Here is a 24,756-nt window from a genome sequence, read left to right on the forward strand (position 1 = left end):
GGTCTATCGCCACTTCTTCGCCTGGCTTGGCGATGATGCGCCGGAGGTGACCGGCGTCAACGACCTGCGCGCAGTCCATATCGATGGCTTTGCGTCCGCGCTCGAACGGCGTGGGATGGGCGCGATCCACCGGCACATAACGGTCGGCAAGGTCATCAACACGCTGCGCGCGATCGAGGCAGACCGGCCCGATCGGATCGCGCCCGACCTGCATGAGCGGCTGCGCTACACGCTGGCCACTTCGGCGGGCCGCTCGACCCCGCGCGATGCCTATAGCCCCTTCGTCGCCCGCGCGCTGCGCGACGCCGCGAGGGCCGATATCGAAGCGATGCTTCGCCGCCTCGGCGCCGACGACCGCACTGATGAGGGCGACCCTGTCGTCGCCAGGGCGCGCGCCGATGTCGAAGCGATCATCGCGCGGCAGGGCTTTATCGTCGCAGACCAGCCCGCGCTGAAGCGCCTCTATTTCATGCGCATGCGGCGCGGATTGCCGATCAGCACGCTCATCGACGACCTGCATGGCCGCCATCATCTGCTCGCGCGCGATCTGCCGGCGCTGCTCGTGCTGCTCACGCTCGATACCGGCCTCGAGCCGGAGTGCCTGAAGACGCTGACCGTGGATTGTCTCACCAACCCGCATGCCGGCACGGTGGAGCTACGCTATCTGAAGCGCCGCGCCCGCGGTGCCGAGCACAAGAGCATGCGGGTCCGCGATGGTGGTAGCGGCACACCCGGCGGCCTCATGCGTCGCCTGATCGACGTCACCGCCGTCGCACGCGAGCATCTGACCGACGATTGCCTCTGGCTCTATCACAACGTTGGCGGCCTTCGCGCCGGCATCGTCGATCCCAAGTTCCAACTCGCCGCCTGGGCTCGTCGCCATGGTATCGCCGGCGATGATGGGAAGCCGCTCCATCTGCTGCTTTCCCGGCTGCGCAAGACCCACAAGGCGCTATGGTACACCAAGACCGAGGGGCATATGGCCCGCTTCGCGGTCGGTCACACCCGCGAGGTCGCGGCGCGCCACTATGCCGATCTGCCGTCGCTCCGGCCGTTGCACGAGGCGGCCGTCGCCGATGCCTTCCGCGCAGCGGTCGCTGCGGCGATGCCGACCGTGCTTCCACCCACCGCCGAGCAGGCGCTGCGCGAAGCGCCCGAACAGGTCGCGTCGCTGATGTCGGCTGATACGGTGGGTCCGGTGCTCGACGGCGAACAGGATGTCTGGCTCGCCGCCTGCGCGGGCTTCCATAGCAGTCCTTTCGCCGAGCCCGGTTCGCCCTGCGCGCAGCCCTTCTGGGGCTGCCTCGATTGTCCCAACGCCGTCATCACCGCGCGCAAGCTCCCCGCGATCCTCGCCTTTCTCGCGTTCGTCGAAGAGCAGCGATGCAGCCTGCCGGCGAGCGACTGGGCCGCCAAGTTCGGCCGCGTCCACACCCGGATCACGGTCCAGGTCCTGCCGGTCTTCTCCGATGCCGTTATCGCCGAAGCGCGCCGGCAGATGGGGAGCGAACGGCTCTATCTGCCGCCGGAGGCACGCGCATGACCACGCCCCGTCCATGCCCTCGTGCCCGCGTTCGACGATCGCCCTGTGCTGGCGAGCGCGCCGCTCAAGGCGGGCCATGCCCGCGAGGAGCTGTCGCACGTCGGCGACCCGACCTGGGATCTCGGTCCCGCCGTCTTCCGCGAGAACGCTCGGCGCTGCCACGTCACCGTGCATTTCGACGTGCTCGAACATGCCGATGTGCAGGCGGCAATGCGCGCCTATCTCTACGCCCGCCTCAACGTCGGTCTTCCCGGCTACCACCCGAAGCTGCCGCCCGCCAGCATCCGACAGGCATTCAACCGGGCTCGCCGGTTCTTCGCCTTCGCGCGCGAGCGGCTTGGGCGGCTCGACCTGGGCCGCATCGATCAGGCGCTGATCGACGCTTATGCGCGCCACCTGCGGGATGATTCAGCGCGGCGCCCCGTCATCGTCGGCCAGCTCTTGCAGGTGGTCACCGATCTCTACCATCTCCGGGATCACCTGCCTGGAGGCGGTCTCGGGTTCGAGCCGTGGGCCGGGCAAGCGGCTGCGCGCGTCGCCGGATATCGGCATGTGCGCGAGAACCGCACCCCACGCATGCCGGAGGAGATTGTCACGCCGCTGCTCGCCTGGTCGCTGCGCTATGTCACGACCTTCGCGACCGATATTCTGGCGGCTCGGGTCGCGCTCGATCGGCTCGAGGCAGTCCGCGCTCGGCTGCTCGCCGCCGAACGCGGACTGCCTGATGCAGAGCGCCGCCTGCGGCAGCGCGCGCGCCTCGAGCGCTATCTCGCGCGCCGAGCCCGGCAAGGACGCGGCGTGCCCATCTGGACGACGGCACACAACGGCGCCACGCGCATCGATCCCCTCACCGGGGATGCAACCCCGCCGATCAACGCCCATCTCCTCCATTTGCATGCCGGCATCGATGCCGTCGCCGAGCCGGCCATGCATCTCATGCTCACTACCGGCGCACCGGATGTCATTCGCGAAGCGGTTGCATCGCTTGGTACCGAGGTCGGCGGCATGGACACGCCGATCTCGATCGCTCCCGAGAGCGGTCGGCCATGGCGTGCCCGCTTCGACGTGAAGACCCTAGCGATCGAGGAGCGGATGCTGCAGGCCGCCGCCTATATCGTATGCGCCTATCTGACCGGCATGCGCGACTGCGAGGTCCAGGCGATGCGGCGCGGCTGCCTCTCGATCGCGCGCAGCGAAGACGGCCTGATCGAGCGGCAACGCGTCCGATCGACCCTCTACAAGCGCCGATCGAGCGCCGGTGAGTCGGCGAGCTGGGTGACGATCGAACCGGTGGCCGAGGCGATCACGGTGCTCGAACGGCTGTCGGAACACGCGGCACGGAAGACTGGAAGCGACACGCTCTGGCCGGTGCTTCGTCCCCGCGCTGTCACCAAGACGCATCTGTCGAGCGAGGTGGTCCGCCAGCTCAACGCCTTCCGCGACCACCTCAACACCGTCTTCGGCAGCCCCGATGCGCCGGTCATCCCACCCGGCCCCGATGGCAAGCCGTGGCGCATCACGACGCGGCAGTTCCGGCGCACCATCGCGTGGCACATCGCCAACCGTCCGTTCGGCACCATCGCCGGCATGATCCAGTACAAGCATGCCTCGGTCGCCGCTTTCGAGGGCTATGCCGGGACCAGTGGATCGGGGTTTCGCGCAGAGGTCGAGGCGCAGCGCCGGCTCGGTCAGATTGACGATCTGCTGGACTATTTCGACCGGCGGCAGGGCGGCGCATCACTCGGCGGACCGGCGGGACCACGCATCGCGCGGACCCTCGACGATGCCGCCGTTAAGCTCGGGCCACTGCCCGCCATGATCGCCGATCGGGCCCGCCTGCGCGTCATGCTCGCCAGCGTCGCGCGCACCTTCCACGTCGGTCTGCTCGCGGATTGCTTCTTCGATCCCGCGACCGCGCTCTGCCTCAAGCGCGTGACGACCCCCGATCCCAGGCAGCCGCTCACCGCTCTGTGCGAGCCGACCCGCTGCCCCAACGCCTGTATCACCGCCCGCCACAGGCCGGCGTGGGAGCGCGCGGCCGATGATGCCAGGGCGCATTTACGCGAACGGCGCATGTCCGATCTCCAGCGCCGCGCGCTTGAGGGCGAGCTTGGCCGCCTGACCGCGGTGATTGCCGGGATCGACCCTCCCGCGCCGTAGACCACCCCGGCTGTTGGCGGAGTCCTGCGCCGGTCGGCGCACCCGCGCAACGGCTTCGCCGTCCTCCGCTTCGCTGCGGCCCTGACGGGTGCGCGAGCCCCCTGTGCCCGGCGCGAACGGGCCTCCGCCGCCGGGGATGGTCCCCGGCGCGAGAACGGAGAACAGATCATGTCAGCCTCACCACGCTCAGACGTCTATGCGCGCGTCACCGACGCGATCGTCGCCGCGATCGAAGCCGGCACCGGCACCTGGCGCATGCCGTGGCATCATTCTGGCGCCGACGTCACCCGCCCGACCAACGTCGCCAGCGGCAAGCCCTATCGCGGCATAAATACGGTCTCGCTCTGGGCGGCCGCCTATGGCAGCGGCTATGCGAGCGGGGTCTGGGGCACCTATCGCCAGTGGCAGGCGCTCGGCGCGCAGGTCCGCAAGGGCGAGCACGCCAGCCTCGGCGTCCTCTGGAAGGAGTTTCGCGCGAAGGGCGATGACGCCGGCGACGATGACGACCACCGACGGCTTTTCGCCAAGGCATTCAGCCTGTTCAACGCCGATCAGGTCGATGGCTATGCGCCCGAACCGGGGCCGGTCCTGCCCGAGAGCGAACGCCTCGCCGCCGCCGAAGCCTTCATCGCCGCGCTCGGCATCGATACCGTCTACGGCTCGGCCAGTGCCTATTATCACATCGCCGAAGACCGCATCCACTTGCCGGATTTCAGCGCCTTCCACGACGCCCACGGCTTCTATGCCACCCACATTCACGAAGCGGCTCATGCCAGTGGCGCAGTCCATCGGCTCGACCGGGATTTCAGCGCCAAGTGGACCAGGCACGCGCTCGCGATGGAGGAAGCAACCGCCGAGCTGACCGCATCGTTCCTGCTTGCCGATCTCGGGATCGCGCACGAACCGCGACCCGATCATGCGGCCTACATCGCCTCCTGGCTGCAACTGCTCAAGGACGAGCCTCGGGCGATCTTCACCGCGGCGAGCAAGGCGCAGGCGGCAGCCGACTGGATGCACGCCCGACAGCCGTAATGCTCACGCGACCCGCACTTCGGCGCCAAGTGTGTCGAGCAGCGGACAGCCCGGATCCCGACCGGCATCGCAGGCGCGCACCGAGTCGGCCAGAACCCGTTCCATCCGCTTGAGGTCCGCGATCCGCGCGCGTACGTCCTTCAGGTGCGACGCCGCGAGCTCGCGCACCTCGGCGCAGGAGGCCTGACCGCCAACCGCGAGTCCGAGCAAGGCGCGTACCTCGTCCAGGGTAAAGCCCAGCTCCCTCGCGCGGCGCACGAAGCCCAGGCGAGCCACGTCCTCCCGGCCATAGCTGCGGTAGCGGCCCCGCCGCGGCGGAGCGGGCAGCAGCCCGATCCGCTCGTAATAGCGGATCGTCTCGATGTTGCATCCGGTGCGGCGTGAGAGTTCGCCGATCTGGATCGCGCCGGTTGCGGCCATCCCCAAAATACCTCTTGAGTCTGTAGTCGCTACAGATGTTAGGACAGCTCAATGCCCGCCACAAGGAGTCGCCCGTGACCCAGACGCCAAGCCCGCCTAAGGGGATCGGCACCGCCACGCTCACGCTGGCGGGGATCGCTGCGGCGTTCGGCGTCGCCGCCTGCTGTGCGCTGCCGATCCTCTTCGCATCCGCCGGGATCGGCGCAGCTTGGCTCGGCGGCGTGGCCATTGTCGCCGCGCCGTATCGCACGCCGCTTCTCCTCATTGGCGCATTGTGCCTGCTTGCCGGCGCGGCGCTGCTGTTGCGCCAGCAAGTTACGGCGGCGCGCTGTGGGCCGGGCGGCATATGCACGCCGCGCTGGATGCGTGTTCTCACGCTCATCGGATTGCTGCTCGGTGCGGCCCTGCTCTGGGCAGGCTATCGCTATGTCTGATGCCACCCCCGAGCTGCGCTCGACGCTGACCTGTCCCCACTGCGGTCATCGGGCGACGGAGACCATGCCGACCAATGCCTGCCAGTATTTCTACGACTGCCGGGGTTGCGGCGCGGTCCTCAAGCCCAAGCCGGGCGATTGCTGCGTCTATTGCTCCTACGGCGACGTGCCCTGTCCGCCGATCCAGGAGAGCGGCGGTAAGGCGTGCTGCGGCTGAGGAGGGCGGGCGATGGCGCGCGCATCATCCGCTGAAGCCGCCTTTGGATCGACGGTTACATTTCCCGGCGGTGCCGTTGTCCCGGACTGGAGCGCAGTCACAACACCCAGCGCCCGCGCAGCCCTGACGGCACTGTTCGCGGCGTTCATCGGTTCGAAGTGGCGCGGGATGGACGGCGTCGAGGAGCGGGTCCGGCGCGCCGTGCTTCAAGCCTATGCTGCCGATGGTCGCTCGCCGGTGCCGGCACAGATCGCCGCCGCATCGGGACTCCCCTCCGGCGAGGTCGGCTCGGCCCTGCAGCGGCTCGCCGGGCGCGATCTCGTGGTCCTCGACGGCGCGGGCCGGGTGACCGGCGCCTATCCGTTCACCGACGGCCCCAGCGAACATCAAGTCGAAGTCAGCGGAGTGACCATGAGCGCCATGTGCGCCATCGACGCGTTGGGGATCGGCGCCATGCTGGAGCGGGACTGCATGATCCGCTCGGCCTGCCGCCAGTGCCGGCGCACGCTCGCCATCCATACCCCCAGCCGCGGCCGCGAGCTGGAAGAGGTTGAGCCGGGCGCGATCGTCGTCTGGTCCGGCCGTCGCTATGCCAGTGGCTGCGCGGCATCGTCGCTCTGCACCTTGCAGGCCTTCTTCTGCGATGACGATCATCTGGCGGCCTGGTGCGCGAGCGGTCCGGTCGGAGCCGATGACGGCATTCGTCTGTGCCTGGCCGAAGCGCTCGAGGTTGGGCGCGCGATTTTTGCGCCGATGCGGATGGAGATGCGACCATGGCTTCCTACGACCTGATCGTCATCGGCAGTGGCACGGCAGCGCAGGTCGCGGTCGGCCGGGTCCGTGCCGCTGGATGGTCCGTCGCCGTCATCGATCACCGTCCGTTCGGCGGCACCTGTGCGCTGCGTGGCTGCGATCCCAAGAGGATGCTGGTCAGCGGCGAGGAAGCGATCTACGCGGCAAGGCGCATGGCCAGACATGGCGTCGACGGCACGCTGGCGATCGACTGGCCCGACCTGATGGCGTTCAAGCGGACCTTCACCGATCCGATCCCCGCCAAGCAGGCGCACCGCTACGCCGAGCTCGGTGTCGACGCATTACACGGTGTTGCTCGCTTTGCCGGCCCAGACACGATCGTGGTGGAAGGCCGGACATTGCGGGCCCGCCATATCCTGATCGCCAGCGGCGCGCGTCCAGTCCCGCTCGGCATTCCGGGCGAAGATCTGGTGAGCACAAGCGATGCGTTCCTGGAGCTTCAGGCCCTGCCGCGCCGGATCGTGCTGATCGGCGGCGGCTATGTCGCTGCGGAGTTCTCGCATCTGGCGGCCCGAGCGGGCGCAGAGGTCACCATCCTACAGCGGGCCGAGCGGCTCCTGCCGCACTTCGATCCCGACCTGGTGGGCTGGCTGACGCCCCGGTTCGAGGCGCTCGGCATCCGCGTCGAGACCGGTGCCACCGTTACCCGGGTCGAGCGCAGCGGGAGCGGTCTGCTGGTCCACGCCGAGCGCCAGGGCGAGCCTGATCTCAGCGTCGCCGCCGATCTCGTCGTTCATGCCGCCGGGCGCGGTCCTGACCTCAAGGCGCTCGACCTGTCCGCCGGCGAGGTGGCCGTGCAGGACGGGCGCCTGCAGCTCGACGCGCATCTGCGGAGCATTTCCAACCCGCGGGTCTATGCCGCCGGCGACGCTGCCGGAGTCGGGCCGCGGCTGACGCCGGTGTCCAGCCACGATGCCAAGGTAGTTGCCGCCAACCTCCTGGATGGCCCGACGCACCAGCCGGACTATCGCGGCGTGCCGAGCGTGGCCTTCACTCTGCCGCCGATCGCCGCCGTCGGACTGTCAGAGGAGGCGGCGCGCCGCGGCGGCGTCGCGCTCCGGGTCAACGCAGCCTCGACGCCAGACTGGTTCACCGCCCGCCGCCTCGCCGAGCCGGTCTACGGCCATAAGCTGCTGATCGACGAGGACACGGACCTCATCCTCGGCGCGCATCTCGTGGGGCCGAACGCCGACGAGGTAATCAACGTTTTCGGTCTGGCAATCCGCCACGGCCTCACCGCGGCCGATCTTCGCTCCACCATGTTCGCCTATCCGACCGGCGCCTCCGACGTCGGCTACATGCTGACTTAACGCACGAGCGCCACTGCCATGGCGGCCGATCCCTCGCGCGATCGGCCGCTTCGCGATGCATGTCGATGCGGGCTGTCGCCCGCCATTAAGCGGACGCCGCTTGCGCGGCGGCTCCGATTTTTTGGCCTCTCCCTCGATGCGGGAGTGGTCGGCGCTCCCTGCTAGGCCCGCCGCGGCGCGCTGCAAGCCTCGGCTTCGCCGGGCTGCTCCATTTCATTTCGCCCCTGCGGGTGCAGCCCGCCGCTTCAGCAGGCCTCTCCGGTCGCTCTCGCCGCCCACCCCCGCCTCGGGGGAGGCCATGGGGCTTTTGGGCAGTGCTGGAGGCAACCGATGGTTTTCACCTTCCAACCGCCATTTTGGGCTGGACTGTCAGGATATGTGGCGGAATTGGGCGCAGCATTCCTGTGCGCCGACCTCGAACTCCATCTGGAACCGCGTGACGATCACGCCGCCTATGTCGAGTCCTGGCTCCGGGTGCTGCGCGACGACAAGCGTTTCGTCTTCAGCGCGGCCGCCCACGCCCAACGCGCGGTGACCTTCCTGCACGAACTTCAATCCGGCTGAGACCGTCAATCGTATCGACGCCGCGTGGCGGCGGCGTCGATCTACGAGGTTGGATCGTTCGTCACGTCGCTGAATCTACCCGCAGAAGGCGTATCACCGCCAGCCGTTCATCCGACATCTCCGTGAAGAAGCTGTGTGGTTGACCGGGATAGACGGTGAAGATGGTCGCGTCCGCGGCGTCGTGGGGCGACAGAAAATACACGCAGTCGAACCTGAGGGGTGTGTTCTCCAACCGCCGCCGCACAAGTGCCTGGAACGCTGAGAGCACGATCTGGATGAAAGCATGGCGGGGTCCATCCATCGCCCGTCGTCCGGCTGGGGCGCCCTTCAGGGCGGTGGGCGAGCGGTCGCGAAGCGGACGCCGAGGGGAGGACGGGGCAGCCCCGCAGGCCTACGGGGCGAGGGAGGTGACTGTCTAGGGCAGGATAGGCTTTGCGCCGGCAATGTCTGACAAAGCCCTCGACCGATGGACCGCCTCACCCTTCGCCTCTCGCCCGATCTGGCCCGTCGTTTCGACGCCGCCGCAGCCGGTCACGGGGGCCGGTCGCGCTTCCTGCGCAGCCTCATGGAGGGCGTCGCGCAGGCACATCTTCCCGTGCCCGAGAACCCTCCGACGGGCGGCAAGTCGAGCAAGCTGACCCTCCGCCTCAGCGAGCTGGATGTGGCCCTGCTCGAGACCGAGGCGGCAAGCGCGGGCCTGTCCCGCACCCAATGGTCTGTCGCCCTGATCCGCGGACGCCTTCACAACCGGCCCCAGTTCACCCGGCCGGAGGCCCTGGCGTTCATCGAGGTCCAGCGCGAACTCCGGCGGATCGGCGTCAACGTCAACCAAATCGCCCGCGCCCTGAACACGGCGGTGATGGAAGGGACGGTGCTCGACCTGGAGACGGCCCAGCTGGCGGCCTTCAGCGACGAAGTCCGGGCGCACATCGCGGGTCTGCATGATGCCTTCAACGGGAACTTGGCCTACTGGTCCGCGGAGCTATGACCGACTTCCGGACACCCTTCGGCTTCGAGGAGGTCCTTCGGCCGCCCATCGACATTCGACGCGCGCGGATCACTCCGACCGTGCTTCGCGGACCAACCGCCGCGGCAGGGTCGGGAACGCGCGCGCAACTGGCGCGGGTCGTGCGCCGGGCGCCGGAGGTGATGGTCAAGATCACGGGTCGGACGCGCGATGGAGGCCATCTTCTGCGCCACCTCGACTACATCTCGCGCAACGGCAAGCTCGTTCTGGAGGGGCCGGACGGCGAGCGGCTGGAGGGTCGATCTGCGGTTAAGTCACTGGCGGAAGACTGGACGGCCGAACTTTCGGTCGACCCAAGGCATCGACGGAATTCGCCGGTGTCGCTGTCGATCGTGCTCAGTATGCCGGCGGGGACCGACTCGTTTCGGGTCCACGACGCCGCGCGCGCCTTCGCCGACCAAACCTTCGGCGACCGCCATCCCTATGTGTTCGCGCTCCACACAGACGACCGTCACCCTCATGTGCATATGACTGTGCGGGCGCTCGGGCGGGATGGAGAACGGCTGAACCCGCGCAAGGCCGATCTGCAGGTTTGGCGGGACAGGTTCGCAGCCGCGATGCGGGCGAGGGGCGTCGAAGCCGAGGCGACCCCGCGTCGCGCGCGAGGCGTAGTCAAGAAGGCCGAGCGCATCCCCGTACGCAAGCTGCGGGAACGGTTCGTCGCGGGGACGGGTGAGATCCCTGCGGTGCTGGCCAGCGCCTATCGCGACGCCGCCAGACCGGACGGTCGTGACGCCGGCTGGCTCGGACCGATCCGGGACCGGCAGCTGACCATAAGGCGAGCGTTCGTCGCGGAGGCGCTGAGGCTCGCCCGGTCCGGTCAGGTGGAAGACCAGGCGATGGGCCGCAGGATCGAGCAGTTCGTGCCCGACATGCCGCCCGTCCTAACTCGAGGACAACAGATCGAGCGTCAACTCGATCAGGCGTGGCTTGGGAAGGATTTCACCCATCCTCCGGCGGCGCCGCCACCCGACCGATCGGCGCGCCGTCGCCGCTGATTGGCGGCAGCCGAAAGCGTCAGGACGAAGCCCTGTGTTTCGGTGAGCCGTTTGTCGTCATTTTCATTGCAGAATCACGAGCGCTTTTGAGGCGGAAAAATCAGTAAGGAACAGCGAAGCGCGACATGCCTGCCGCCGTGCTTAATCGTCTTCGGGTTGAGCGTGACCGACAGGTCCACGCCGAGCGGTTCTTCCTGGGCCGTTCGATTAACCGCTGCGACGAGCCGCGCTAGACCCCCTTGGGGTCCGTCAGCTCCAATACAAGGGCCAGCAACATCGGATCGTCCGGCGCTGAATAGACCTGAGTCGGAATCCGGCTCTGGGTCAGTCTCATGGCGATTTCTACTCAGCTCCCCCACGGAGCGCCGCCTTCCTTTCAGATAGAGCGCGAAATAATTAATTCGTCGAGGAAGTCGAACGAGCGGAGTGAGGGAACTAGTCGCTCGCCACGTAATCAATTTAGGAAGCGGAGGACTGTCGATGGTTGGTGCGCAGCGTCTTGCTTCGCTCGATGTGATGCGCGGTTTCGCCGTCGTAGGCATGATTATCGTGAATTGGGCGGCTACGGTCGCAAACCATCATGTCAGCGTCGTGCCTTGGCCCCTTCTCCATGCAGAATGGACGGGTTTAACCCCTGCTGATCTCGTATTCCCAGCGTTCGTTGTACTGATGGGGGTCTCGCTGGGGCTCAATTATGACGCCTCTGTAAAGCAACCGTTTCGACGAGTCCTGGTCCGATCAAGCCGCCTCTTTGCCGTAGGCCTTGTGCTTTCCAATCTCTATTGGTTGAGGGATCCGGACCCAGACACATTCCGTATACTCGGCGTTTTACAACGGCTCGCCCTTGTTTATTTGGCGACCGCCCTTCTCATTCGCCATACTTCCAGCCGTTTCCAGATAGTCATGATTGCAACTCTTCTTGTCGGGTACTGGGCGGCTCTCCTCGCGCCGCTACCCTCCGGTGTCCCTAGAGATATAACGGTGCCGGGCGCAAACTTCGTCTCGTGGTTTGATCGCGTGACGCTCAGCGGCCACATCTACGTACCGGGCCCTTCGGGTTACGATCCGGAAGGGGTTCTCAGTACGTTTCCTGCGGTGGCCCTGTGTATGATCGGTGTGATGGCGGGTCTATGGTTGTGCAAGCGCACTCCGTCCGCTGGTATATCCTTTCGCTTAGCGATTAGCGGTGCTCTGTTTTTGGCGGTGGGCGTTGTCTGGTCAGGGGCGCTCCCGATCGTAAAGAACCTCTGGACTAGCAGCTATGCGATGGTCAGTGCTGGCCTCACTCTTTTGATACTGGCATCTGCATACTGGTTAGTCGACGTCCTTGGCCGACGGCCCATCGGCACCGAATTCTTCCGGTCGTTCGGGCTCAATGCGATCGCGGCTTACGTTCTGCATGCGCTGATTTTGACGGCGCTTTCCGCTGGACGCTTATATGTAGGCCGGGCTTTCGACGGGTTAGTAGGAGGGGCGACCCTAGCGTCGTTATTTTCACTCGCTGTCGTGCTAGGCGTCACTTGGTTTATAGTAGCTTGGCTGCGACAGCGTCAGGTATTTTTGCGGATATGAGTGCCGCTAGATTGCTTGCGGCCAATTCTGTCGGGCCGAATTCAAGGAGTTCGTCTTTCTGCTGATGAATTGGCGGCCTTGACCTACAGAAAGGCGGCGTGTCCGTAGCTATCCTAGCCTAGCTGCCTGACGTTGCGGGCCGAATAAGCTTGATGACAAAGTCCCTGCGAGGAGTGGTGACAAGTGGGGGCATTCGTGGACTTGAACCACGGACCTGCGGCTTAAGAGGCCGCAGGTCTGCGCGTCAGCGTCTGAGCTATTAGATCAGGAGTCGCCGACGGCTCCGACAAGGCGGTCGGGCCGACACCATCATTTGGGCTGAAAGAACCAGCAGCAGGATAGATGCTGATTAGTCGGGCGCAACTCCTTCAGACCTATGGCTCTCGAACCTGCGTCGTATCCAAGTTCGACCGGGTTTCTCTACGAGCAAATGCAAGGCGGCTGCGATCAGCGCCGTGGCGACAAACAACCCCGTCAGTTCGACCGGTGTGATCCGGAAAGCGCTGTCGATGCCTCGGAGTTCGGCAACGACACCCTTGAATGCGACGATGACGGGCATATGCACGAGATAGAGGGCGAAGGACGCCTCGCCGGCGAAGACTAGGGCCGGGGCGGCAAGGGGGCCTTCGCAGTCCGCGCGGGCGAGCAGCGACCATGTCAGGATCACGGGGGCCGCGAGGGCGACGATGATGCGGTCGTCCAGCGACAGCTGCATCGCACCGAGCAGGAGCACTGTGGTGAACAGGGCGGCGGCGGCGGCGACGGGCCGGCTCCAGCGCCAGCGATGGCCCAGCGCATAAAGCGCCATGCCGATCAAGAATTCCGGGACGATCCGCAGGATGCCGAGCGAATCCTCGGCCCGGGGCAGGACCTTGCCGAACGCCTGGACATACAGGGCGTCGATCGCAATGAAAGCCACCGCTCCGATCCCGAGCAACGCCCAGGGGCGCGCTCGGAACCGCAGGGCCAGCCATGCAAAGGCGGGGAACAGCAGATAGGCAAACCATTCCGCCGAAAGCGACCAACTGGGTCCGCTCCAGTTGATGACGGCGTCCGTCGGGAACCAGGACTGGACGAGGAACAGGGTCTGGAAGAAGGCGAGCGGAGGGTAGCTGTCGGCGTCGAACTGCACCCCGGCCGCCATGGCGCCCAACACCATGATCAGCACCCCTGTCAGTACGGTCAGATGCAGGGGGTAGAGCCGCGCCAGCCGGGCCACGATGAAGCGCCTGTAATTGAAGGTCCCGGCAGCGAAGGCCGGCCCGTAGACGTGGGTCAGGATGAAGCCCGACAGCATGAAGAAAGCGTCCACCGCCAGGCGGCTTCGCTCAATAATCGGACTGAAGCCCAAGGCTGGGTCCCACTGGAGCTGATAGTGGAATAGCACCACCCCCACCGCCAAGAAGGCCCGCAAACTGGTCAGGGCCCTCAGTTCGGCGGGGTAGCCGTCGCGGGTCGGCGGTACAGACGTCATGAGCGATGGCCCCCAAGGCGGGCGGGGATAAAACGTCCGCCTAATCGGGTTACGCATCGGATGCAGACAGCCCTCATACCGGACCCCGGCGTCGGAGGATATCTCAGCACGTCGCCGAACCGCTCCGACGGGACCTGTCGCGTTAGCGGGCGCGAGCGAGAAGGTAGATCAGTTCGGTGGCTTTGGCTTTGCGGTCGGCGAGATCGTCGCCGGTCATCGCCCCCATGACGCAGTGGTCGAGGTGGTCCTTCAAGACCTCGCTCTCGACGCGCAGGAGGGCGGCCCGCACCGCCTGGAGCTGGGTCAGGACCTCGACGCAGTACCGATCTTCTTCGACCATCCGACCGATGCCGCGCACCTGTCCTTCGATTCGGTTCAAGCGGTTTAACACCTTGGGCTTAGCTTCGGTCTGCATCCAATTCCTCGATCGAGTGGTTGGACCGTATCCCAGGTCGGCGCCTTGCGATATACCCCCGTAGGGTATATTTGAAGCGCGGCCTTCCAAGGAGCCCGCAATGTCCATGCCCTCCCATTCGCCGCCAGCCGGTCACAGCTGCTGCTCGACCAAATCGGCGGACAGGGACTCAAAGACGGTCGATCCGGTCTGCGGCATGACCGTCGATCCGGCGACCACGGCGCATCGAACCGCCCACGAGAGACAAGATCACTTCTTCTGTTCGGCGGGCTGCCGGACCAAATTCATCGCCGATCCGGACCGGTATCTCAGCGAGGCCCCGGGACCGGCGTCCGTCACCCCCGACGCGATCTACACCTGTCCCATGCATCCGGAAGTGCGCCAGGAAGGCCCTGGCTCCTGCCCGATCTGCGGCATGGCGCTGGAGCCGGAGACAGTCTCCGCCGAGGCGCCGGTCAATCACGAACTGATCGACTTCACCCGCCGCCTCTGGGTCGGCGCGGTGTTGACCCTGCCGGTCTTCGCGCTCGAAATGGGCGGCCATCTGACGGGACTGGCCATGCGGATTCCGGGCCAGACCTCCAACTGGATTCAGTTCGCCCTGGCGACGCCCGTTGTGCTGTGGGCCGGCTGGCCCTTTTTCCAGCGTGGTTGGGCTTCGATCCGCAACCGCAGCCTCAATATGTTCACCCTGATCGCCATCGGCGTCGGAGCGGCGTGGATCTACAGCGTGGTCGCGGTGATGGCGCCAAGTCTGTTCCCGGACGCTATCCGGCGGATGGACGGAAGCGCGCCGGTCTATTTCGAGGCTGCGGCCATCATCACAGTGCTGGTTCTAGTGGGCCAGATCTTGGAACTGCGTGCGCGCGAACAGACATCCGGCGCCATCCGGGCGCTGCTGGATCTGGCACCCAAGACCGCGCGGCGGGTTCGTGACGACGGCGGCGACGAAGACGTCACGCTCGACTTGGTCGTCGTGGGAGATCGGCTGCGCGTCCGTCCCGGCGAGAAGGTGGCGGTCGACGGCGAAATCCTGGACGGTCGCGTGACCATCGACGAGTCCCTGGTCACGGGCGAATCCATGCCGGTGACCAAGACCGTCGGCGACAAGGTCGTTGCCGGGTCGCTCAACAAGACCGGCTCCTTCGTCATGCGGGCGGATAAGGTTGGCGCCGACACCCTGTTGGCCCAGATCGTCCAGATGGTCGCCCAGGCGCAACGAAGCCGAGCGCCTATCCAACGTCTGGCTGACAAGGTTTCGGGCTGGTTCGTGCCGGCGGTGATCGTTATCGCGGTTCTCGCCGCAATCGTCTGGGGCCTGGTCGGTCCCGAACCGCGACTGTCATACGCGCTGGTCGCTGCGGTGTCGGTCCTGATCATCGCCTGTCCGTGTGCGCTGGGTCTGGCCACACCCATCTCAATCATGGTCGGGGTAGGACGCGGCGCCCACGCGGGGGTTCTGATCAAGAGCGCCGAGGCGTTGGAGCGCTTTGAGAAGGTGGACACCCTGGTGCTCGACAAGACCGGCACCCTGACCGAGGGACGCCCGTCGGTGACGACTATCCGCCCAGCCGCCGGTTTCGACGAGGTTGAGCTTCTAAGGCTCTCCGCCAGTTTGGAACGCAGCAGTGAACATCCGCTGGCCGATGCGGTCGTACGCGCAGCGACCGACCGAAATCTGGTGCTGTCGGAGGCGTCGGAGTTCGACAGCCCGGTCGGGCGCGGCGTCACCGGGGTGGTCGACGGTCGCCGGGTGGTGCTCGGTAACGGCCGCTACCTCAAGGAGATCGGCGTCGACGTCGCAACGCTTGAGGCCGAGGCTGAGGCGCTTCGCCAGGACGGCGCCACCGCCATCTTCGTGGCCGTGGACGGAGCTGCGGCCGGCGTCCTGGGCATCGCCGATCCAGTCAAGGCGACGACCGCCGGGGCTATCCGCGACCTGAAGGCGGCGGGCCTGCGTCTGGTGATGATGACCGGCGACAACCGAACCACGGCAGAGGCGGTGGCGCGCCAGCTAGGCATCGACGACGTCCAGGCCGAGGTCCTGCCGCAGGACAAGGCGGCAGTCGTCGAGCGGCTGCGCGCCGAGGGCCGGATCGTCGCCATGGCCGGGGACGGGGTCAACGACGCTCCAGCGCTGGCCGCCGCAGATGTCGGTGTGGCGATGGGCGCAGGTTCGGACGTGGCGATCGAAAGCGCCGGCGTCACCCTGCTAGGCGGCGACCTTCAGGGCATTGTCCGAGCCAGGAAGCTGTCGAAGGCGGTGATGAGCAACATCCGCCAGAATCTGGTCTTCGCTTTCGGCTACAACGCCCTTGGCATCCCGGTCGCGGCGGGGCTGTTGTACCCGATCTTCGGCCTTCTGCTGTCACCGGCCCTGGCGGCGTTGGCGATGGCCTTATCCTCGGTCAGCGTCATCGCCAATGCGCTTCGGCTTCGTGCGGTCCGGCTTTGAAGGGGGCGGCGTCGGGATGCGATCAGGGAACATGATGAATGGCGCTTGGGTCAATACGCATCCCGGCGGAAGACCCTTCGCCTGATCTGGCGACGCTCCGGTATATTTAATCAAGGCGGAACCGTGGCGGCTGGCCCGGATTAGGTTGTCATCCATGTCCGGCGTGTTGCCGGGGCAGGTCAAGTCCGCCCCGCCGCAGCGGATGCCGGACGCCCCTCATTGTTTGGCCGCCCCGCGAATCGCCGGCGACCGCATCGAAGCCGGAGATTCCATTGATCAACCCAACCATCACGCGCTTGACCCTCCTTGCAGCCGGCTCTTCAGCTCTCGTTCTTGCAGCCTGCAGTCCTGCGGCAGAGGCGCCGTCGGCGCCGGAGGCGGACGCCTCCTCGGAACCCATGGCGATGGCGCAGACGCCGTTCTCCGCCGCCGAGACCGAAATGCACGAGGCCATGAGGGCGGCGACAGGAGCCAACGCCGGCGAGTCATGGGCCCGCAAGATGATCCCCCATCATCAGGGCGCCCTCGACATGTCCCAGATCGTGCTGCGGGATACCCGGGATGCCGACATTCGCCGGATGGCGCAGAAGACCATCGACATGCAGACCGGGGACATCGCCGAGCTCCGGCGTTGGCTTGAGACGAACGTGGGGGCCGCAGACGGTGCGGCGGCGCCGGACGGAGGCGGTGAGCCGCCGTTCGCGCCGGCCGAAGCGAAAATGATAGACGCCATGATGGCCGCGACCGGAGCGAACACGGACCAGATGTGGGCCAGCAAGATGATCGCTCACCACCAGGGCGCTCTCGACATGTCCCAGGTGGTGCTGCGCGAGAGCCAGGACGCCGGCATCCGGCGCATGGCGCAGAAGACGATCGAGATGCAGACGGCCGACATCGGCGAGTTACGCGCGTGGTTGGAAGCCCATCCCGGGAATGCCGGCTGACGCAGCGTTGCTGATGCGGGGGCGGGTTTTGATCAGAAAAGGGTTGCAGCCGTGGAAAACATGAAAGCCATGAAGGGGAGCTATCGGTCGTTTGCGATCGAACTCGTCCTTGATTTCATCATCATGTACCTTGTGATGTATACGATGATCGCGTCCCTCGATCATTTCTACCTTAACCTCAATAACGTCTACATGACCCTGATGATGGTCTCGCCGATGGCGATTCTTATGCTGGTCTTCATGAGGTCAATGTATCCCTCTAAACGAACCAATCTGCTGATCGGCGCCGCCGCCGCTTTGGTCTTCGCGGTCAGCTTCTGGGGGATGCGGACCCAGGCGGCGGTGGGCGATGCGGAATTCCTGCGTTCGATGATCCCGCACCACTCCGGCGCCATCCTGATGTGCCAGCAGGCGTCGCTGACGGATCCGGAAGTGCTCAGTCTGTGCGAAGAGATCGTCAGCTCCCAGGAACGAGAAATCGCCCAGATGAAGGCTCTTCTGGCGCGGCGGTAATTCGGCGGGCGGTCCAAGAAGGCGCTGGCGCGGTCGGCTCTCTGCGGCAGCGTGTCGCGAGGGACGGCCGCGCCGCTTGCGTAAATCCCTATAGATCGTCGCCGTTCGGAGGTGCGATCATGACTTTCAGGAGTATCCCATGAAGCTGGATCGTCGACTGCTGCTGCGCGGCGCCGTCGCCGGAGGCAGTCTTGCGGCCTTGCAGGGCATGATGCCTGCCTGGGCACAGACCGGCACGCCGGGACTGAGGTCCGACCTGCCGACCCTGACGGGACCGAACATCGACCTCACCGTCGGCCAGACCCCATTCACCGTGGGCGGCAGAACCGGTCTCGCGACGACGATCAATGGGATGCTTCCGGCGCCCCTGCTTCGGATGCGCGAGGGCCAGAACGTGCGACTGTCTGTGACCAACACCTTGGACGAGGACACCTCGATCCACTGGCACGGCCTGTTGCTGCCGTTCCAGATGGACGGGGTTCCAGGCATCAGCTTCCCAGGCATCAGACCGCGCGAGACGTTTGTCTACGAGTTCCCGATCCGTCAGTCCGGGACCTTCTGGTACCACAGCCATTCGGGGCTCCAGGAAGCGCTCGGCCACTACGGCCCGATCGTCATCGATCCAGCGGCCGCGGACCCGATCGGCTATGACCGAGAGCATGTTCTGGTCCTGTCGGACTGGAGCTTCATGAACCCCCACGACATCCTGACCAAGCTTAAGCAGAGCCCGGGATATTTCAATCGGCAGCGGACGACCTTGGCCGGGCTCATCTCCGGCGAGGACCGGATGAGCCTGGAGGAACGCCGGATGTGGGGCGAGATGCGCATGGATCCGCGCGACATCCTCGACGTCAACGGCACGACCTACACTTATCTGATCAACGGCCACGGGCCGCAGGAGAACTGGACCGGCCTGTTCGGGCCGGGCGAGCGGGTGCGCCTGCGCATCATCAACGCCTCGGCCATGTCGATCTTCAACGTCCGCATCCCCGGCCTGCCGATGACGGTGGTCCAGGCCGACGGCGAGAACGTCCGGCCGGTCGAAACCGACGAATTCCAGATCTCGGTCGCCGAGACCTATGACGTGATCGTTCGGCCGACCGAGGACCGCGCCTACACCATCGTCTCCGAGGCCATCGACCGTTCCGGCATGGGTCGGGCGACCCTGGCGCCGCGCCTGGGCATGAGCGCCGAGGTGCCGCCGCTGCGCGAGGTCCCCAACCTGACCATGCGCGACATGGGCATGGGCGACATGGGCGGCATGGGCGGGATGGATCACGGGTCCATGGGAGCCCAACCAGGCGCGGCCATGGCCGGGATGGACCACGGGGCCATGACCGGCGCGTCCGGCGGAGCCATGGCGGGCATGGATCACAGCGCCATGGCTCCCCAATCCGCCGGGACGATGAGCGGGATGGACCATGGGTCCATGGCCGGGATGAACATGCGCGATCCTGAGAACGCGCCGCCCGACATGGCGGTCGGGGTGGGCGTTGACGCCATCGCCATGGCCCCGGCGAACCGGTTGGGCGAGCGCCCGACCGGGCTACAGGACGTTCCCCACCGCGTCCTCGTCTACACCGACCTGGTGTCGCTCCAGCCCAATAAGGACCAGCGTCCCCCGTCACGGACGATGGAAATCCATCTGACCGGCAACATGGAGCGATTCATGTGGGGCTTCGACGGGCGCAAATTTAGCGAGATCGTTGAACCCATCCGCTTCGAGCGAGATGAGCGTGTGCGGGTGACCCTGGTCAACGACACAATGATGGCCCACCCGATCCACCTGCACGGCCATTTCTTCGAACTCGTGACGGGCGGACCAGCCGGCCACCAGCCCCTCAAGCATACGGTCAATGTCGCGCCGGGCGGCAAGGTCACCTTCGATCTGACGGCCGACGCCCCCGGCGACTGGGCTTTCCACTGCCACATGTTGATGCACATGCACGCGGGGATGTTCAACGTCGTCACCGTGCGCCCCATGGATGGAGTCGCCTCGTGATCCGGACCTCAGTCGCCCTTCTGCCGCTCATCCTCGCATCCGCGTCTCCCGCCCTGGCTCAGTCCCATGCTGGGCACTCGGTCGCCGCCCAGCCCGCGCAATCCGCGCCGCTTCCGCCAGGCTGTGTTCGACGCGGCGCCCCGACCGGCGACGCCGCGCGGGTCAGCGCGACCGGGGCTCCCATTTGTCCTGTGGGAGCCGTTCCCGAACGCGTTCAGCCCGCCGCAGATCCTCACGCCGGCCATGACATGTCCGCGATGCCGTCGGGATCGATGCCCGCGACAGGACAGGTCGATCCGCACGCAGGCCACGACATGTCCGCGATGGGCCAAGCCCAGCCGGCGCAGGCGGATCCCCATGCCGGCCATGACATGTCCACGATGCCGGCGGGATCGATGATGCCCGCGGCCGGACAGGGCGATCCGCACGCAGGCCACGACATGTCCGCGATGGGCCAGCCTGAGCCGAGGCAACCGGATCCCCATGCCGGCCATGACATGTCCACGATGCCAGCGGAATCGATGCCCGCGACAGGACAGGTCGATCCGCACGCAGGCCACGACATGTCCGCGATGGGCCAAGCCCAGCCGGCGCAGGCGGATCCCCATGCCGGCCATGACATGTCCACGATGCCATCGGAACCGAGGCCCGCGACTGGCCAGGCCGATCCGCACGCAGGCCACGACATGTCGGCGATGGGCCAGCCCCAGCCGGGACAAGCGGATCCCCATGCCGGCCACGACATGTTAGGGATGGCAATTCCCCCCGACGTGCCGACGAGCGCCGACACCCCGGGGCGCCCCCCGGAGATGCCGGTCCCGTTGGCCGCGACCTCTGGTCCCACGCATGCCGCCGATCTGTTGTTCGATCCGGCTGAGATGGCGGCGTCGAGGGAGCAGCTTCGGATCGAGAACGGCGAGGTGCGCGCCAGTTCCGTCATCATCGACCAATTGGAAGCGAGCTCCTCGGATGGCGAGGAGGCATACGGCTTCGATGTTCAGGGTTGGACGGGCGGAGACATCAATCGCTTCTGGTGGAAATCGGAAGGGGAGGGTGAGTTCGATGGCGGGTTGGAGGAGGCCGAGCTTCAGGCCTTGTACAGCCGCGCCATCAGACCTTTCTTCGATTTCCAAACCGGAGTGCGCCAGACTTATCGCCCCGACGGAGGCGACCGGACTGATCTGGTCGTCGGTATCCAGGGGCTGGCACCCTATTGGTTCGAAGTCGATGCAGCCGCCTTCCTGTCCACCAAGGGCGAGCTGACGGCGAGGGCGGAGGCCGAATACGATCAGCGAATCACCAATCGCTGGATCGTGCAGCCGCGCGCTGAAGTGGTGTTGTCAGCCGAGGACATTCCCGAGCTTCGAGTCGGGTCCGGCCTGTCGTCGCTCCAGGTGGGGGCTCGGTTGCGGTATGAGTTCCGCAAGGAGTTCGCCCCTTATGTCGGCTTGGAATGGACGAAGAGCTTCGGCAATACGGCGGACTTCCTCGAAGCCGATGGGCGAAGTTCTGAAGACACGCGGTTCGTCGTCGGTATCCGGACGTGGTTTTAGCGGGGTTGAGGGCGGCAAACCTCATCCGACCTGAAGCTATCGCAGGCCCTTCCGGACCGCTCGCAAGATCAGCCCGGCGCCCGCCCGCAGGGCGGCGTCGTCGGTCGTGGTCATCGATATGGATGATACGCTGATCTCGGCTTACCGCAGGCCGGATTAGGCGTAGCGGAGCGTTTGCTTGGCGTTGCAAGCCGAGCTTGGAGACTTGGCGCCAGACATCGCGGCACAGGCCCTGAACCAAGCCGGCGAAGCGTTCTGGCGTGACCCGAACAGTCACCGCCGGGGCCGCGCCGCCCGCCGCATCGCCGCCGCCGCCTTCAAAGGCGCTTGACCGGGAGGGATATCCCGCACCGCTGACGGAGGTGGCCGAGCGCCTCGCTCACGCCTTCAGCCAGCAGCGAGACCAAGACATACGGCTCGAGGTCGGGGCGGAGGCGCTGCTGGTTGAGTTGCGGAACGCGGGACATCGTTTCGCGCTTCTCACCAACGGCTCCGGTCCGTTGCAGCTCGCCAAGATCAAGCGGTTCGGTCCCGAATCCTATTTCGATCACATCTGGATCGAGGGCGAAGTCGGTATCGGAAAGACCTGCCCCGCCGCGTTCAGACGGGCGTTTTGCCCCCTGGCGGGTGAGCCCCGCAAAGTCTGCGTGATCGGCGGCAACCCCGAAAGGGACATCGTCCGTCCAAGGCTCTGGGCTGTTTTACTATCCTATACGATCCGGAGGCGGGCCAAGGGTAAGGGGCCGTTCCGGCGACGCCGATATCGTGGTCCGGACCTTGGCGGGCCTGGGCGAACGGCTGGTCCCGGCCCCCAGAGCCAGCGTGGATGAAGACCGCCACACGCGCGATCTCACCGCCGCTTGCAATCGACCGATGATCAGAGGTCAGGAGGCCGATGATCCGATTGGTCAAAAAGGAACGCCGCGCGGCGTTCCTTCACATCTGTTTGGGCCCTCAGGAGGCGAGAGGCCGCCGCCTCAGTGAACCATGAAACGAACGACGCCATTCATCTCGTGGCCGTCGGGGCCATTCGCTGCCCAGGCGGCGGTGTAGGAGCCGGGCGCCATGGTGGGAAGCGGCGCCCTGACCATGGTCGCAGGCGCAGCATCCGCCGACACGGCCACATCGACCGCCTGCCCCGAAGGCCCGCCGGTCAGGCGAAGCGACGTCAGGACCATGGCGTGCGGGAAGGTCGCCGAGAAAGCGGTCGGGGCGGCGGACAGCATGGCGTTGTCCGCCGGGGTCGTCACGACGCCGTTGGCCGGTGCCTGCATTGCAGCGTGCTCCTGCGCCGACATGCCCGCGTGCGGCTGGCTCTGGGCGTGGGCGAGGGAGACGGGAGCCAGCGCCGCCAAGATAGCGAAGCCGGCGAGAATTGAACGGTTCATGGGAAAAACTCCTGATACTTACGCGGAACTATTGGTTGGGCGGCATGGTCATGTCGTCCATCTTCGACATGTCATGGCCGGCCATCGGATCGGCGGGCGGCGGCGTCGGAACGGGCGCTGGCGCTGGCCGGGCCGGTCGGGGCGCCGGGGCACGCGGGGTCGCGGGCGCCGACTCGGCGGTCTGCGGCTGCGGGGTCGGCTCGGGCGTGACGACCGGCGCGGCGTCCATCGGGGTCGTCGCCGAGGCGTCCGGCGCAGTCTGGGCGTCGACAGGCTGAGGCTCGGCGGCTTGCTGGCAGGCGCCCAGGGTGACCGCCGCAGCGGCGGTGAGGATCAAGGTTCTCATGTAACGGCTCCTCAGAAAGGGGTGACGGTCGGGTCGCCTTTGGCGACGCCTAGGTCAAAAGGAATTCGGCCTTGTTGGGCCACCCGCGGGAGCGGGCGACGTCTTATACTTGATTACGCGGGCGCGCGCCGCAGCCCTCGCCGACCATGTCGATCGACTGGCGCTCGGTCCGGCGCGAGCATATGGCCGGACGCCGATGACGGTCCCGGGGACAGCGGACCGGTCACTCCAGAATGGTCCGGACGGCGCTCGTGTCCCCCAAGGCGTCGGAAAGTTTGCGGCGGGCGCGCGCCACGCGGGTCTCGACGGCCTTGATGGAGATCCCGAGCATTCCAGCCGTTTCCGCCTGACTGCGGCCCTCGATCGCCGTGAGCAGAAGCGGAGCCTTGAGGTGAGGGGGTAAACGGCTCATCGCCTCGTTCAGCCGGGCGAGCCGCTCGCCGGCCTCCATCCTCTCGTCCGCCGACTCGGCCACGTCCGGCACGGCCATGGCTTCCGGCGAAGACAGATCGACGCCGCCCCGGATGAGCCGCCGGACGGCGCGACGGCGGCTCCAGTCCCTGCATTTGTTGAGCGCGATGGTCCGGATCCAGGCCTCGAAGGGCCGCATCGGATCGTAGCGGTGGATGTTGATCCAAGCCGCCGCATAGGTCTCCTGTAACAGATCCCATGCCTCCTGCTCGTCGCCGACATAGCGCCGGACGAAGCGGAACAGCGCCGTCTTGGTCTGCCGCATCAACTCGCTGAAGGCCGCCCGGTCGCCGCCGGCGGCGCGGGCTGACAGGTCCGTTGGACTCTCCACCCGGACCGCTAGTTTTCGTCGGGCGCGAGAGCCGCGACGATGCGGTCGTCGAAGACCTCGGCCTGGGCCGGCGTCAGCACCGATCGCATCTCGAACACGTGGGCGATCGTCTCCTTCTGGAGGGCGCCCATCGCGACGTGAAAATGGTCCACTGCGGCTTGGACCTGGGGCCCGTCGCCATCGCTCTGTTCAATGGCGCGCGCCAATTCTCGGTTCGCCGCGCGGACGTCGGCTTCGAGCGCAGGCCGGCGGGCCGCGAACCGGGCTTCGACCGCCTCGATGCGGGTCAATTGGTCGGATGAGAGCGTGAGGCCATTGTGCACGATGTCGTGCAGCGACGGCGGTTCGCGCCGGCTCAGCACCCAGCTGGCGCTGATCCAGGTGCCCGCGCCGCCTGCGACTGCGGCCAGCACGGCCGTCAGGACGATCGCCCGCCAGCCGCGCATCATCGGCCGGTTTCCAGGCGCACCAGGAGCGACAGGCCCGCATCAACCGTGAAGATGGCCATTTCGCCGGGCGGTCGTGGCGCGGCGACAGCGCCGACGCCGCCTGCGGTAAGGCCGGTCGCCAGGGCCATGGCCACAGCCCCGAACCGAAGCTGCGCGACGAGGCGCTCCCCCCTTAAAACATCGACTCGGCGCCAGATGATGGGCTCCAGTCCGTCGAGCGACCTATCGACGGGCATCGCCGCCCACCGCACCAGAAGATCATCCAAATTACGCATCATCGAACATTCTCCTTGCGCCCCTAATCCCTATTACGCCGAAACGCGCC

26 protein-coding genes are annotated in these 24,756 nt (G+C 66.5%); 17 read left to right on the plus strand and 9 right to left on the minus strand.

What is annotated here, in order from left to right; translation table 11 throughout:
- The 3 genes from ACI8U3_RS00005 to ACI8U3_RS00015 all read left to right on the plus strand — a co-directional run.
- Nucleotides 1-1,543, plus strand: a 1,543-nt coding sequence (locus ACI8U3_RS00005; protein WP_415012832.1) for a hypothetical protein, incomplete at its 5' end; no start/stop codon positions are given.
- Between the two features lie 21 nt (nucleotides 1,544-1,564).
- Nucleotides 1,565-3,703 (plus strand): integrase, encoded by a 2,139-nt coding sequence (locus ACI8U3_RS00010; RefSeq protein WP_415012833.1) that lies wholly within the window; start codon nucleotides 1,565-1,567, stop codon nucleotides 3,701-3,703.
- Nucleotides 3,704-3,871: 168 nt separating this feature from the next.
- Nucleotides 3,872-4,735: an ArdC family protein gene (locus ACI8U3_RS00015; RefSeq protein ID WP_016744721.1), complete on the plus strand. Its 864-nt coding sequence runs from the start codon at nucleotides 3,872-3,874 to the stop codon at nucleotides 4,733-4,735.
- 3 nt (nucleotides 4,736-4,738) lie between these two features.
- On the opposite strand, the gene ACI8U3_RS00020 is transcribed toward ACI8U3_RS00015, so the two are convergent.
- Complete coding sequence (locus ACI8U3_RS00020; RefSeq protein ID WP_016744720.1) at nucleotides 4,739-5,155, minus strand: MerR family transcriptional regulator; 417 nt, start codon at nucleotides 5,153-5,155, stop codon at nucleotides 4,739-4,741.
- A gap of 74 nt (nucleotides 5,156-5,229) precedes the next feature.
- On the opposite strand from ACI8U3_RS00020, the gene ACI8U3_RS00025 reads away from it, so the two are divergent.
- The 5 genes from ACI8U3_RS00025 (at nucleotide 5,230) to ACI8U3_RS00045 (ending at nucleotide 8,493) form a co-directional block, all read left to right on the plus strand.
- Nucleotides 5,230-5,589: a hypothetical protein gene (locus ACI8U3_RS00025; RefSeq protein WP_021224336.1), complete on the plus strand. Its 360-nt coding sequence runs from the start codon at nucleotides 5,230-5,232 to the stop codon at nucleotides 5,587-5,589.
- Entirely contained in the window at nucleotides 5,582-5,806 is a 225-nt protein-coding gene (locus ACI8U3_RS00030) for a GDCCVxC domain-containing (seleno)protein (RefSeq protein WP_021224337.1), read from the plus strand. Before ACI8U3_RS00025 ends, ACI8U3_RS00030 begins: the two co-directional genes overlap by 8 nt.
- Nucleotides 5,807-5,818: 12 nt before the next feature.
- Nucleotides 5,819-6,598 (plus strand): organomercurial lyase, encoded by a 780-nt coding sequence (merB, locus tag ACI8U3_RS00035; protein WP_021224338.1) that lies wholly within the window; start codon nucleotides 5,819-5,821, stop codon nucleotides 6,596-6,598.
- Nucleotides 6,580-7,929 (plus strand): dihydrolipoyl dehydrogenase family protein, encoded by a 1,350-nt coding sequence (locus tag ACI8U3_RS00040; protein ID WP_415012834.1) that lies wholly within the window; start codon nucleotides 6,580-6,582, stop codon nucleotides 7,927-7,929. Before merB ends, ACI8U3_RS00040 begins: the two co-directional genes overlap by 19 nt.
- A gap of 330 nt (nucleotides 7,930-8,259) precedes the next feature.
- A complete protein-coding gene (locus ACI8U3_RS00045; RefSeq protein WP_415012835.1) occupies nucleotides 8,260-8,493 on the plus strand; it encodes a zincin-like metallopeptidase domain-containing protein in 234 nt (77 codons plus the stop codon).
- A 61-nt stretch (nucleotides 8,494-8,554) separates the two neighbouring features.
- On the opposite strand, the gene ACI8U3_RS00050 is transcribed toward ACI8U3_RS00045, so the two are convergent.
- Nucleotides 8,555-8,794 carry a hypothetical protein gene (locus ACI8U3_RS00050; RefSeq protein WP_045318789.1) on the minus strand — a complete coding sequence of 80 codons (240 nt, stop codon included), beginning with the start codon at nucleotides 8,792-8,794 and terminating at the stop codon, nucleotides 8,555-8,557.
- A 165-nt stretch (nucleotides 8,795-8,959) separates the two neighbouring features.
- Between ACI8U3_RS00050 and ACI8U3_RS00055 the strand changes: the two genes are divergently transcribed.
- The 3 genes from ACI8U3_RS00055 to ACI8U3_RS00065 all read left to right on the plus strand — a co-directional run bounded on the left by ACI8U3_RS00055 (nucleotide 8,960) and on the right by ACI8U3_RS00065 (nucleotide 12,090).
- A complete protein-coding gene (locus ACI8U3_RS00055) occupies nucleotides 8,960-9,481 on the plus strand; it encodes a MobC family plasmid mobilization relaxosome protein (RefSeq protein WP_415012836.1) in 522 nt (173 codons plus the stop codon).
- Nucleotides 9,478-10,518, plus strand: a complete 1,041-nt coding sequence (locus tag ACI8U3_RS00060; RefSeq protein WP_021696602.1) for a relaxase/mobilization nuclease domain-containing protein — start codon at nucleotides 9,478-9,480, stop codon at nucleotides 10,516-10,518. The genes ACI8U3_RS00055 and ACI8U3_RS00060 overlap by 4 nt, the downstream gene beginning before the upstream one ends.
- 480 nt (nucleotides 10,519-10,998) lie before the next feature.
- Nucleotides 10,999-12,090, plus strand: coding sequence for an acyltransferase family protein (locus tag ACI8U3_RS00065; protein ID WP_415012837.1), 1,092 nt, complete (start codon nucleotides 10,999-11,001; stop codon nucleotides 12,088-12,090).
- A gap of 349 nt (nucleotides 12,091-12,439) precedes the next feature.
- Here the strand turns inward: ACI8U3_RS00065 and ACI8U3_RS00070 are convergent, their stop codons facing one another.
- Together ACI8U3_RS00070 and ACI8U3_RS00075 are read right to left on the minus strand one after the other, a co-directional pair.
- Entirely contained in the window at nucleotides 12,440-13,564 is a 1,125-nt protein-coding gene (locus ACI8U3_RS00070; RefSeq protein ID WP_021696601.1) for an acyltransferase family protein, read from the minus strand.
- A gap of 142 nt (nucleotides 13,565-13,706) precedes the next feature.
- Entirely contained in the window at nucleotides 13,707-13,979 is a 273-nt protein-coding gene (locus ACI8U3_RS00075; RefSeq protein WP_415012838.1) for a metal-sensitive transcriptional regulator, read from the minus strand.
- A gap of 100 nt (nucleotides 13,980-14,079) precedes the next feature.
- Between ACI8U3_RS00075 and ACI8U3_RS00080 the strand changes: the two genes are divergently transcribed.
- The 6 genes from ACI8U3_RS00080 (at nucleotide 14,080) to ACI8U3_RS00105 (ending at nucleotide 22,276) form a co-directional block, all read left to right on the plus strand.
- On the plus strand, nucleotides 14,080-16,434 hold the full coding sequence (locus tag ACI8U3_RS00080; RefSeq protein ID WP_415012839.1) for a heavy metal translocating P-type ATPase: 2,355 nt from the start codon (nucleotides 14,080-14,082) through the stop codon (nucleotides 16,432-16,434).
- Between the two features lie 272 nt (nucleotides 16,435-16,706).
- Nucleotides 16,707-17,378 carry a DUF305 domain-containing protein gene (locus ACI8U3_RS00085; protein ID WP_196839251.1) on the plus strand — a complete coding sequence of 224 codons (672 nt, stop codon included), beginning with the start codon at nucleotides 16,707-16,709 and terminating at the stop codon, nucleotides 17,376-17,378.
- Nucleotides 17,379-17,438: 60 nt separating this feature from the next.
- Nucleotides 17,439-17,891, plus strand: coding sequence for a DUF305 domain-containing protein (locus ACI8U3_RS00090; RefSeq protein ID WP_045318786.1), 453 nt, complete (start codon nucleotides 17,439-17,441; stop codon nucleotides 17,889-17,891).
- 139 nt (nucleotides 17,892-18,030) lie between these two features.
- Nucleotides 18,031-19,893 (plus strand): copper resistance system multicopper oxidase, encoded by a 1,863-nt coding sequence (locus tag ACI8U3_RS00095; protein WP_021696596.1) that lies wholly within the window; start codon nucleotides 18,031-18,033, stop codon nucleotides 19,891-19,893.
- Between the two features lie 248 nt (nucleotides 19,894-20,141).
- The gene (locus tag ACI8U3_RS00100) at nucleotides 20,142-21,446 is read left to right on the plus strand and encodes a copper resistance protein B (protein WP_415012840.1); all 1,305 of its coding nucleotides are present in this window, start codon (nucleotides 20,142-20,144) and stop codon (nucleotides 21,444-21,446) included.
- A 260-nt stretch (nucleotides 21,447-21,706) separates the two neighbouring features.
- Entirely contained in the window at nucleotides 21,707-22,276 is a 570-nt protein-coding gene (locus tag ACI8U3_RS00105) for an HAD family hydrolase (RefSeq protein WP_081703401.1), read from the plus strand.
- Between the two features lie 147 nt (nucleotides 22,277-22,423).
- On the opposite strand, the gene ACI8U3_RS00110 is transcribed toward ACI8U3_RS00105, so the two are convergent.
- From ACI8U3_RS00110 to ACI8U3_RS00130, 5 genes are all read right to left on the minus strand, one after another.
- Nucleotides 22,424-22,834 (minus strand): copper resistance CopC family protein, encoded by a 411-nt coding sequence (locus tag ACI8U3_RS00110; protein ID WP_021696592.1) that lies wholly within the window; start codon nucleotides 22,832-22,834, stop codon nucleotides 22,424-22,426.
- Between the two features lie 28 nt (nucleotides 22,835-22,862).
- Nucleotides 22,863-23,180, minus strand: a complete 318-nt coding sequence (locus tag ACI8U3_RS00115; protein WP_021696591.1) for a hypothetical protein — start codon at nucleotides 23,178-23,180, stop codon at nucleotides 22,863-22,865.
- A gap of 223 nt (nucleotides 23,181-23,403) precedes the next feature.
- Nucleotides 23,404-23,982, minus strand: a complete 579-nt coding sequence (locus tag ACI8U3_RS00120; RefSeq protein WP_021696590.1) for an RNA polymerase sigma factor — start codon at nucleotides 23,980-23,982, stop codon at nucleotides 23,404-23,406.
- A gap of 8 nt (nucleotides 23,983-23,990) precedes the next feature.
- Complete coding sequence (locus ACI8U3_RS00125; RefSeq protein ID WP_021696589.1) at nucleotides 23,991-24,431, minus strand: Spy/CpxP family protein refolding chaperone; 441 nt, start codon at nucleotides 24,429-24,431, stop codon at nucleotides 23,991-23,993.
- Nucleotides 24,428-24,697 (minus strand): hypothetical protein, encoded by a 270-nt coding sequence (locus ACI8U3_RS00130; RefSeq protein WP_415012841.1) that lies wholly within the window; start codon nucleotides 24,695-24,697, stop codon nucleotides 24,428-24,430. The genes ACI8U3_RS00125 and ACI8U3_RS00130 overlap by 4 nt, the downstream gene beginning before the upstream one ends.
- Nucleotides 24,698-24,756: the final 59 nt, after the last annotated feature.

The sequence above is a fragment of the Brevundimonas sp. genome, from assembly GCF_047617075.1.
Taxonomy (GTDB): domain Bacteria; phylum Pseudomonadota; class Alphaproteobacteria; order Caulobacterales; family Caulobacteraceae; genus Brevundimonas.